8 protein-coding genes are annotated in these 10,483 nt (G+C 37.1%); 4 read left to right on the top strand and 4 right to left on the bottom strand.

Annotated elements, in window-relative coordinates; genetic code table 11:
• The coding region (locus G322_RS20895) for an IS66 family transposase (RefSeq protein ID WP_022942376.1) at nucleotides 1–231 on the top strand (231 nt) is incomplete at its 5' end.
• A gap of 300 nt (nucleotides 232–531) precedes the next feature.
• On the opposite strand, the gene G322_RS0114015 is transcribed toward G322_RS20895, so the two are convergent.
• Nucleotides 532–2,754, bottom strand: a complete 2,223-nt coding sequence (locus G322_RS0114015) for a bifunctional diguanylate cyclase/phosphodiesterase (protein ID WP_022942374.1) — start codon at nucleotides 2,752–2,754, stop codon at nucleotides 532–534.
• 28 nt (nucleotides 2,755–2,782) lie between these two features.
• Nucleotides 2,783–5,020, bottom strand: coding sequence for a bifunctional diguanylate cyclase/phosphodiesterase (locus G322_RS0114010; protein WP_022942373.1), 2,238 nt, complete (start codon nucleotides 5,018–5,020; stop codon nucleotides 2,783–2,785).
• Nucleotides 5,021–5,391: 371 nt separating this feature from the next.
• Between G322_RS0114010 and G322_RS0114005 the strand changes: the two genes are divergently transcribed.
• The 3 genes from G322_RS0114005 (at nucleotide 5,392) to G322_RS0113990 (ending at nucleotide 8,764) form a co-directional block, all read left to right on the top strand.
• Nucleotides 5,392–6,564, top strand: a complete 1,173-nt coding sequence (locus tag G322_RS0114005; protein WP_022942372.1) for a phosphoglycerate kinase — start codon at nucleotides 5,392–5,394, stop codon at nucleotides 6,562–6,564.
• Nucleotides 6,565–6,881: 317 nt separating this feature from the next.
• Nucleotides 6,882–7,958: a class II fructose-bisphosphate aldolase gene (gene fbaA / locus G322_RS0113995; RefSeq protein WP_022942370.1), complete on the top strand. Its 1,077-nt coding sequence runs from the start codon at nucleotides 6,882–6,884 to the stop codon at nucleotides 7,956–7,958.
• A gap of 125 nt (nucleotides 7,959–8,083) precedes the next feature.
• Nucleotides 8,084–8,764, top strand: coding sequence for an SIMPL domain-containing protein (locus tag G322_RS0113990; RefSeq protein WP_022942369.1), 681 nt, complete (start codon nucleotides 8,084–8,086; stop codon nucleotides 8,762–8,764).
• On the opposite strand, the gene G322_RS0113985 is transcribed toward G322_RS0113990, so the two are convergent.
• Together G322_RS0113985 and G322_RS0113980 are read right to left on the bottom strand one after the other, a co-directional pair.
• The gene (locus G322_RS0113985; protein ID WP_022942368.1) at nucleotides 8,748–9,560 is read right to left on the bottom strand and encodes a hypothetical protein; all 813 of its coding nucleotides are present in this window, start codon (nucleotides 9,558–9,560) and stop codon (nucleotides 8,748–8,750) included. The genes G322_RS0113990 and G322_RS0113985 overlap by 17 nt on opposite strands.
• A gap of 2 nt (nucleotides 9,561–9,562) precedes the next feature.
• Nucleotides 9,563–10,255 (bottom strand): potassium channel family protein, encoded by a 693-nt coding sequence (locus tag G322_RS0113980; RefSeq protein ID WP_022942367.1) that lies wholly within the window; start codon nucleotides 10,253–10,255, stop codon nucleotides 9,563–9,565.
• Nucleotides 10,256–10,483: the final 228 nt, after the last annotated feature.

Genomic DNA, 10,483 nt, shown 5'->3' with positions numbered 1-10,483 from the left:
AATAATCGAGCAGAGCGTGCAGTGAAGCCCTTTGTGATAGGTCGTAAGGCTTGGCTATTCTCGTACACCAATACAGGTGCGAACGCGAGTGCAATTTTATATAGTTTGGTTGAAACAGCAAAAGCGAATGATCTTATTGTTCATGATTATATCGCAACCTGCTTGCAGCAGATTGCTGAAAACCCGAATGATATTGATGCGTTGCTACCATGGAATATTAAGCGTAGCTAGGTGCCATTACCCAGACGCTTACGATGTTGTATGTGCCCTCATAAACCCACTGAATAGAATCTTGATCTAAATATGAATCACCAATAATGAAAGATGCATTCGCGCTCCCTAATGATAAAAAGTGCAGTAAATAATTTTTCATGTTTTTTTCGTAGCTGGTTAAAGAAAATAGTAACAAGCAAATAAGAGTCCACTATTTTAACTGTTTGTTATTACGTATTTTTTTGTATTTAGTTTGCTTAACTTTAACCGCGTGTAAAAAAAACCGACAAAACTTGGGACAATTTCATTGTACTCAGGTTAACCGTGCTGCTGAGCAAATTCAGTTAATGCATCTAATGAAAGCGGTTTTGAGAAGTGATAACCTTGGTATATATCACAGCCAGCGAGTTGCAAAATATCAAGCTGCTCTTGTGTTTCTACTCCTTCAGCGAGTACCGTTATACCTAAACTTTTCCCCATACCAATAATGCTATTAACCATTGCTCTGTCCTGTTTGTTATGGCTAATATTATCAACAAAGCTTTTGTCGATTTTTAGTTCATCAATGGGGATTTTACGTAACATGCTGAGTGATGAATAACCGGTACCAAAATCATCCAGTGAGAGGCTGATATAGTTCGCTTTTATCTTATGAAAGAGAGGTAACAGTGTCTCTACACTTTCAATAAACAGGCTTTCAGTGATCTCAATAGTAATCTCTATTTGGCCACTGGTGAATTTTTTACAAGCTTCTGTTAATTTCTCAATAAAATCAATTTGAATAAATTGGCGCACTGAAACATTAATAGAAAGCTTAAAAGAAAAATTGTTCTGTTGCTGTAGGTTGTTTATCTCTTGCATCGCTTTATGCATGATATACAAACCGAGTTTTGGCATTAAACCATTCTCTTCAGCAATAGGAATAAACTGCTTTGGCGAGATAAACCCCAGTTTTTTACTGTGCCAGCGCACTAATGCCTCTACGCCAAACAGTTTATTATCTCTGTCCATTTGTGGCTGATAAACCAGGCTTATCTCATCATTCTCAATCGCGTGGTGCAGTGCTTGCTCTATCTCAATATTACGCATTAATTGATGGTGAACCTGTTTGGAAAAAAACAGATACTGATTACGTTTTTTCTTTGCCATGGCCATGCTGCTATCGGCATAACTGAGCAACGTCTCAATATGTGAAGCATCATCAGGGAAACGAGCGATGCCAATTGAGGAGCTGATACGAAACGCATTTTGATTGATCAGATAGGGCAAAGCGATACTTTTTAATAAACGTTCGGCATAATTTTTAACGATATCTCGGTCGCCAACCTCTAAGAATATAACAAATTCATCACCACTATAACGTGCAACTAATCCGTTATGCAGTGTCAGACTTTTGCTGATACGTTTGCTTGCTTCAATTAAAATTTTATCACCATAGCTATGACCAAAGGTATCATTGATATTTTTGAAGTTATCTAAATCAATATAGAGTAGCGCAAAGGGCTGCTTTTTTTTTTCTTGCAGTTGGCGAAAATGGCGTTTGATAATGGTGCGATTAGGTAAACCTGTTAGCGCATCATGCTCTGCTTTATAAGTTAATTCATCAATTTTAGAGTTCTCTACTTTGGCTATCCAGCGAAACAGCAAAAAACCGCTAGTAATGAGAAAAAGATAAAAAACAGTATAGAAAAATGAGTGAGAATATAAGCGCTTCATTACCTGTTGGTAAGGTTGGCTTGCTATTACCCAGAAACGATAATTTTTATTATAAGCGAATGTATAAAGGTATTTTTGTTTATCTTTAGAAGCAAATTTTTGTGAAAATTTAGCACTTTTTTTGAGGCTAGTACGTTGCAGATTTAAATTTTTATTGATTTTTTGAGGGTGATTATAAAAACGCTTAAATTGTGAAATAGTTAAGTTGTTGCGTAAAATTCGGTAGTGACCATTTTCTAGTGTTGCTTCAATATTGTGTGGGTTATTTTTTTGCCACTCATTTTGTAATACTGCTAAATCGAGCCCGGTAGATATCACTGCTACCGTTTCGCCAGCACTATTTACAATTTTTTTACGTAGTGGCAATATCCAGCGACTAAGGCTAGTTAAAAAATAGGCGCGCCCTATCACCATCTGGTTGCTATTTAAGGTTTCTTGAAACCAAGCGCGTGTATTGCTATGATTTGATAAGTTAGTTATTTTTTGAGTTGATAGATTAGAGCTAGTTACTAAGAGATCGCCATCTTTAGAAAAGATCCAGATACCTACAGTATGCTGATTCTGTGTTAGTGCAACATCGAGGATCTTACCATCAAATTTATCATTACTGATGTACTCACTGGCAATTAGGTTTTGGATAACCTCTTGTTGTGAAAATAGCGAATCAAGGGTGTTATAAAAGACATGGCTCAGATAGAGTTGATCATTTTTGGTTTCATTTAATATCTCATTGTATTTATTGTAAACCGCTACACCTAATAGTGCGCTGGCAATAATAATGATCAGATAAAAAAGAGCCCATATATTTTTATTGAGGGTGTGCATGAGTAAACGCTAACTACCTTAAATCCATTTAAAGAGAGTCGATAAAACCTTCCAGATCCGCTAAGTTTAACGGTTTTGAAAAATAATATCCTTGGTAGAGATCACACCCTGCAGCTTGTAAAATTTCTGCTTGTTGTTTGTCTTCAACGCCTTCTGCTAAGACCGTCATACCCAGATTCTTACCCATGGTAATGATACTGGCTGCCATAGCACGATCACTTTTGTTGTTAACAATATGATCTACAAAACTTTTATCTATTTTAAGTTCATCAATTGGCACATTTCGTAACATACTGAGTGAGGAGTAACCTGTGCCGAAGTCATCTAAAGAGAGGCTGATATTTTCATCTTTCATCTTTTGGAAAATAGGCAATAAACGTTCAATATTATCAATAAATAAGCTTTCAGTGATCTCAATGGTGATTTTTAAGTAGGGGGACTTATAGCAAGTCAAACAGTCAATGAGTGCTTCAAAAAAGTTTAATTGCACAAACTGCTTTGCTGAAACATTAATAGAGAGCTGAAATGCTTTTTCTTTTTTATATTGTAGTTTAGATATTTCTGACATTGCCCTGTTCATAATATAAGCACCCAACTCAGGCATTAACCCGCTATCTTCCGCGATAGGAATAAATTGATTGGGAGGAATAAAACCGAGAGATTCATTATTCCAGCGTACCAAGGCTTCAACGCCACATAGTTGGTGTTGGTTATCAAGTTGTGGCTGATAAACTAAACTTATCTCACCTTTACTGATTGCGCTATGTAGTGCTTGCTCTATTTCAATATTTTTAATGAGCTGTTGGTGTATTTTTTCAGAGAAGAATACACAGTTGTTTTTTGTTTTTTTCGCGATGAGCATACTGTTATTAGCGTAGCTAATGAGTGTCTCCATGCCTGTTGCATCTTTAGGACTTTGTGTGATGCCGATTGATGCGCTGATCTTAAAATCATTATTGTTGACGATATAAGGTTTAGCAATTTCAACCAGTAGTGTGTTGCTATATTCTTCGATTAGTACTCTATCTGTACTATCAATCAATACAATAAACTCATCTGCACTCAGGCGGATAGCCGTACCATTTGGCGCAATTAATGTTCGCTTAATACGCTTACTTACCTCAACTAAAATGCTATCCCCATAGCTGTATCCGTAACTATCATTAATCCCTTTAAAGTGGTCTAAATCGATATATAACAGAGAAAAGGGTTGACTCTTTTTATGATATTTTAGATCGCGGTTTTTTAATATGGTGCGGTTATATAACCCGGTTAATAAGTCATGCTCTGCACGGTAGGTCAGCTCCGCTATTTTGTTTTGTTCAATATGTACAATCCATTTAAAGAGGAAAAATATAATCATTAAAAAGATCAGATAAAAGATAAAGTAGGGGGTTATTTGCGCGATAAAATTTTGTTGTAATGAATAATTTGACTCTATTACGCTGATCCAAAGTTGTTGCTTAGCATTATATAGTATTGTTGAGTAGCGTTTTTGGTCACCTTGGGTAAATTGTAACTGGACACTTTTTTCTGACTTTCGTAGATCATCAAACGTTAACTTTTTTAATGCCAATTGCTGTTTTATTTTCTTGGTTATCTGCTCTTCTATTGGTGTGTTATATATTTTCTCATATTTATTAAGGGGCGTGTTAGTACGTAAGATGCGAAAAAAGCCATTATCGGTGATCGCTTGTAGGGTGCGCTGACCATTTGACCCATCTGTCCATTGCATTGATAATGCTTGTAGATCTAACCCCGATGCAATCACTCCTACCACCGACCCTTCGGAATTGATGATACGTTTGCGAATAGGTACTACCCATTTTTTTAAGGAATTAAGATAATAGGGGCCACCAATAGTCATTCTATTTTGTTGTAATGCTTGCTGAAACCACTGTTTTGTCTTGTTATTCGTGAGTAGGTTAGGGAAATTAACCTTTTGCAAATTGCGACTTGAAGATTGTAGAGTGCCATCGGTATTAAAAAGAGCAAAACCAATTAACAGTGGACTTCTTGCTAAGATGTCATCAATCGCGCGTATTTTTAAACTTTGTTGAAAACTGTATTCATAACTAATTAAATCTAACATTGTTTCAAATTGGAAAAAAGCAGAACTTATATAAGAGCTAAAAAGTTGCGTGACGTAGCGTTGTTCTGTCTGTAACCGATTCTCTAATTCATCATGTTTTAGATAAACAGAGGTCAGTAAAGTGCAAAAACCACTAAAAGCCAAAAAATAAAATAGTAGCCATATTTTTTTCATTAATGTATTCATGCAATAAGAGGGTACTCTAATTGAGAGGTATTATTAATAGTAGAGTATTAAAATTTAAATTTTTTCAAATAACAAGTGCCCGTTCACATTAATCAGTTTTTCCTTATTTATGTAGTTTTTTTACTCTTTTTGAAAAAAAGTTACAGAAAGTGATGCAAATCAAACCATGCCCCCCCATTAAAAAGGTAAATTAGTACCCATTGTGATCGATGTAACAAAAACTTTCGTCTATAATGCGTGCTGAAATAGAAATGTAATGTTGAGATGTTGCAATTAATAGCGTTATAGAAAATAGCCCAACAGAATTAAGCGGGCGTAAATCAGAATTTTACAGTTTTAAAATTAAATAAGGACACATCATGTCAGTAAAGAAAATGGTTGATCTAGACTTAGCAGGCAAACGCGTATTTATCCGTCAAGATTTAAACGTGCCAATCAAAAATGGTAAAGTAACTTCTGCTGCGCGCATCCGTGCTTCTATCCCAACAATTAAATTAGCGCTAGAAAAAGGCGCTAAATTGATGATCACTTCTCATTTAGGTCGCCCGACTGAAGGCGGAACAAGTGAAGAAAATGCGCCATTCTCTCTACAACCTGTTGTTGATTACTTAAATGAAGCATTAGATGTGCCAGTGCGTTTAGTGACTGATTATCTGAATGGCGTTGAGCTAAATGAAGGCGAAGTGGTTGTACTTGAAAATGTTCGCTTTAATAAAGGCGAAAAGAAAAATGATGAAACACTTTCTAAGCAATTAGCAGCACTTTGTGATGTTTATGTAATGGATGCATTTGGTACGGCTCACCGTGCACAATCTTCTACAAACGGCGCAGGTCTATTTGCTCCTGTTGCATGTGCAGGTCCTCTACTTGCAGGTGAACTTGAAGCATTAGGTAAAGCGATGGATAACCCTGCTCGCCCATTAGTTGCGATTGTTGGTGGTTCTAAAGTTTCTACTAAGCTAACCGTACTTGAGTCTCTTTCTAAAATTGCTGATCAACTTGTTGTTGGTGGTGGTATCGCCAATACATTTATCGCTGCACAAGGTCATAATGTAGGTAAATCACTTTATGAAAAAGATTTAGTGGGTATTGCTAAAGAGCTAATGGAAAAATGTGCAATTCCTGTTGCTACAGATGTTGTATGTGCAAAAGAATTTGACGAAAATGCTGAAGGTGTTATTAAAAATGTGGCTGATGTACAAGATGATGACATGATCTTCGATTTAGGTCCTGATTCAACGAAAGTACTTGCAGACATCATTAAAGGTGCAAAAACAATTCTTTGGAATGGCCCTGTTGGCGTATTTGAATTTAAAAACTTTGAAGCGGGCACAGAAGGCATTGCTAAAGCAATCGCTGCTTCTGATGGCTTCTCGGTTGCGGGTGGTGGTGATACGTTAGCTGCTATCGATAAGTTTGGTATTACGGCAGATATTTCTTATATTTCAACGGGTGGTGGTGCATTCCTTGAGTTTGTGGAAGGTAAAAAATTACCAGCCGTGACAATGTTAGAGTCACGTGCAAACGATTAATAACCAATGAAAAAGCGAGATAATTATCTCGCTTTTTTTTTAACATTTTTAGTAACTATTCAGCACCGCTTAAAATTAGAGGTGTTTTTATACGAAATATACTGTAAATGCTCAGGGCTAAGGCATTTATGTTTAGTTCAAGGCGAAAAAGCGCAGTTTAGTGGTTTAAATGAGCATTTTTCAACGATGAAATAGGCTTAAATGGCGACGATCTGAGTAGTTACCATTTTTAAAGCGTGTTTTTTGTCACATTATTGTGTAAAGTAGCGCGCGAAATTAAAGCAATTTTTATTCAAACAAAAGATAGGAAATATTCCATGACTAAGATTTTAGACGTAGTAAAACCTGGTGTTATCACTGGCGATGATCTTCAAAAAGTATTTGCAGTTGCAAAAGAGCATAAATTTGCACTTCCAGCGGTAAACGTTGTTGGCAGTGATTCAATCAATGCTGTACTTGAAGCTGCTGCTAAAGTTAAAGCGCCAGTTGTCATTCAGTTCTCAAATGGTGGCGCTGCATTTAACGCAGGTAAAGGTCTTAAACTTGAAGGTCAAGAAGCTGCAATTCTTGGTGCTATTTCTGGTGCTAAGCACGTTCACGCAATGGCAGCTGCTTACGGCGTTCCAGTCATTCTACATACTGACCACGCTGCGAAAAAATTACTTCCTTGGATCGACGGACTTCTAGACGCGTCTGAAGCACACTTCAAAGAAACAGGTGCTCCATTATTCTCTTCTCACATGATCGATCTTAGCGAAGAGCCTTTAGAAGAGAACATCGAAATCTGTGGTAAATACCTAGCGCGTATGGCTAAAATGGGTATGACACTTGAAATCGAATTAGGTTGTACTGGTGGCGAAGAAGATGGCGTTGATAACTCTGATATGGATGAGTCTTTACTTTACACTCAACCGTCTGAAGTTGATTACGCATACGTTGAACTTTCAAAAATCAGCCCACGTTTCACTATTGCTGCTTCTTTTGGTAACGTACACGGTGTATACAAGCCTGGTAATGTTAAACTTACTCCAACAATCTTACGTGATTCTCAAAAATTCGTTTCTGAAAAACACGGTCTTGCAGCTAATTCACTAGACTTCGTATTCCACGGCGGCAGTGGCTCTTCTGAAGCTGAGATTCAAGAGTCTATCGGTTACGGTGTTATCAAAATGAACATCGATACAGATACACAGTGGGCTTGTTGGGACGGTATCCGTACTTATGAAGCTGCTAACCGTGATTTCTTACAAGGTCAAATCGGTAACCCGACTGGCGCTGATGCGCCTAACAAGAAATACTATGATCCACGTGTTTGGTTACGCGCAGGTCAAACTTCTATGGTTGCACGTCTTGAAAAAGCATTTTCAGACCTTAATGCTATTGATGTACTATAATTTAACTTTTAAATAAGTTAATCATAAGCCAGCTTCATTGTTGGCTTTTTTTTGTCTAAAAAATGGAACTGTACTCTGCAATTTCAGTCATAGCTGTACAACTTAACTTATTTTGAGGATTATCTATGCGTTATTTACTGTTACTCACTTTCTCACTGTTTTCTTTCTCAACCATAGCGAGTCCTTTTCCGGACGAACCCTATATCTCTGTAACAGGTAGCGCCTCGTTAGCGATAAAAGCCGATCAAGTCATTATTGGGTTTCAACCCAGTGTGCTGAACAGCAGCGGTGAAGTGGCTAAAAAAGCGCTAGATGCAAAAGTAACGACACTATTGAGCCATTTAAAACAGGCAGGCTTTAGTGCAGATAGTGTTGAGAGCATCAGTCAATCGACACGCCCAGAATATGAATATAACAAAAATAAACGCAGCTTAGTGGGGGTACGTGTTACTCATGAATTAAGTTACCGTTTAACAGATATCAGCAAGGTAAATTCATTCATTGATGCCCTGTTAAAAGCCAAAGTAGAGTCTATTTCAGCGCTACAATATGGTTTGCAAACACCTGATAAATGGCAATCTCAAGTGCGTCAATTAGCGGTGTTGGACAGTCAACAAAAAGCGTTAGCGCTTGCTAAGTTGTATGATGCTAAGTTAGGAAAAGTGTATTCCATTAATTATCAATATAGTAATGTACAACCTGTATTGATGCGTGCGATGGCAATGGAAAGCGATGCGCTGAATATTAAGCCTAAAAATATTATGCTGACAGATCATGTTGAAACATTGTTTATATTAAAACCTTAGTTTCAATATCCAATGTATTGTTTGAAGCATTAAAAAACATTAAGTAGGCACGTTGCGGGGAGAATAGCTTAATCAGGTGCTGATGGAATTTAGTAACCTGATTATTCTGTAAATTAGACTCAAAACTGATGTAACTGCTCTGTTTTTCGGGGGTCAGATGCAGGGTAAAGTAGTCTTGTCCATCAATTGCATTTAGTGAGTAACCTTTAGGTTCAAAGCTGTATTGGTCGATAGTGAAGTGGTTAAAATAGGTTGCTAATTTAAGTTGTAAAGCAACTGTTTTAGCATCCACTTTTCTTTGTTGTAAGCACTCAAAAAACGTACCTTTTAAGTCATGCAACATTAAGATGTTTTTAGTGCTGTGAGGTTGTTGATTATTACCAAACAGAAAAATGTCACCACAATAATTTTCTGACCAATGGTGACTATCTCCTTGTAACTGCCTTTGTAGTTGTAAACTATCTTGTTGAAAATTACTTTTTTGACGATTGGGTTGATGGTTTTGATGGCGCTGAAAAAGCAGTGAGGTGATGTCACTGCGCTGTACTCTTTTTTGAAAATAGAGTACAGCTTGTAATAGGTGAGTTTCACCACAGGTGATTAACAGCAGTCTATTTTTCCAAACGAACAGACTTGATTCAGAAAGCAAAAATGCTTTTAACTGCTCATTTTCAACTTGAGAGATGATATAAGCGCCAGCCTGCTTGACCATTGCTTGCCAAAAGAAATTATCAAACTCAAGTAGATTTCGCTTGCAGGTTATTTCTAAGCGCTTTTCAGTACCTTCATAAAACATGGTTAACTACTTTTCTCTTGAATATTGCTAGTGCCAGCGCCCACTAAACTTGAAACTACAATTGCCATGTAAAACACGCCTACAATCGCTTCCATATAAACGAGAAAACGTGCCAATGGGCTAATAGGCAGTAGATCGCCAAAACCGAGCGTGGTCAGTGTGACAAAACTAAAGTAGATGAAATCAGGAAAATTCTCTTGCCATGAGCGAGGCTCAAGTCCAGCAAAAGCATTCGGAGTAAATTCAGCAAGTAACAAGTAGAGCATCACCCAAATAAGCCCCAATAAGAGAAAAATACAGATAGATCCAACAATACTATTGTGGGTTACATGACCTGAAAAGAGTGCCTGTTGGGCCGCTAGCCTGAGTGTGATGATAAAAAAGTAGAGCATCAACAGTAGGTGAATAAACTCAAAATCAGTTCTATCTAAAATAATAATAATGGCACTAATTATAATGGTGGCGACAACAATTCCCAATACAGTATTGAAAGCATAACGACTTGAGCGCAGGCTCCATACGCCAATCAACATGCTTATAACGGTAAAAGCAATCACTAAAGATTGCCCTATTAATGAGTGTGCAAAAAACTGATCAACCACGGCGCTAGAAAGCAGAAGAAAAAACAGGCTAAACAAAAGGTAGGAAAAATTATCTTTTTCAGTCACTTTTTTTCTGCTGGGAAAAGGACGCATTTTAAAACTCATTTTAGTTATCAAGGAGGGTAGTTTACTGTTTTTGAATGTTTTTCGATAACTTTTTAGTTATTTCTCTCATTATTTTTTTAAATATAAATATGCGAGTTCAATATAGCGGTTTTTAGACGCTGAAGTTTTAGCTTCGCCTCTTGGGTTTTAACAAAAGTTGAACCAAGGACGTCGTCCGTTTTAGATACAAAAAAGCCACAACTAAATAAATAGTTG

The sequence above is a fragment of the Psychromonas hadalis ATCC BAA-638 genome (genome assembly GCF_000420245.1).
In the GTDB taxonomy this organism is placed as follows: Bacteria; Pseudomonadota; Gammaproteobacteria; order Enterobacterales; family Psychromonadaceae; genus Psychromonas; species Psychromonas hadalis.
The sequence above is the reverse complement of the archived record's forward strand: the minus strand, read 5'-3'. Positions and strand labels throughout refer to the sequence as shown.

Coding starts and splice junctions, on each gene's coding strand:
- G322_RS0114010 (WP_022942373.1), bottom strand. CDS start 5,020: ATGAAAAAAATATGGCTACTATTTTATTTTTTGGCTTTTAGTGGTTTT.
- G322_RS0114015 (WP_022942374.1), bottom strand. CDS start 2,754: ATGCACACCCTCAATAAAAATATATGGGCTCTTTTTTATCTGATCATT.
- G322_RS0113985 (WP_022942368.1), bottom strand. CDS start 9,560: ATGTTTTATGAAGGTACTGAAAAGCGCTTAGAAATAACCTGCAAGCGA.
- fbaA (WP_022942370.1), top strand. CDS start 6,882: ATGACTAAGATTTTAGACGTAGTAAAACCTGGTGTTATCACTGGCGAT.
- G322_RS0113980 (WP_022942367.1), bottom strand. CDS start 10,255: ATGCGTCCTTTTCCCAGCAGAAAAAAAGTGACTGAAAAAGATAATTTT.
- G322_RS0113990 (WP_022942369.1), top strand. CDS start 8,084: ATGCGTTATTTACTGTTACTCACTTTCTCACTGTTTTCTTTCTCAACC.
- G322_RS0114005 (WP_022942372.1), top strand. CDS start 5,392: ATGTCAGTAAAGAAAATGGTTGATCTAGACTTAGCAGGCAAACGCGTA.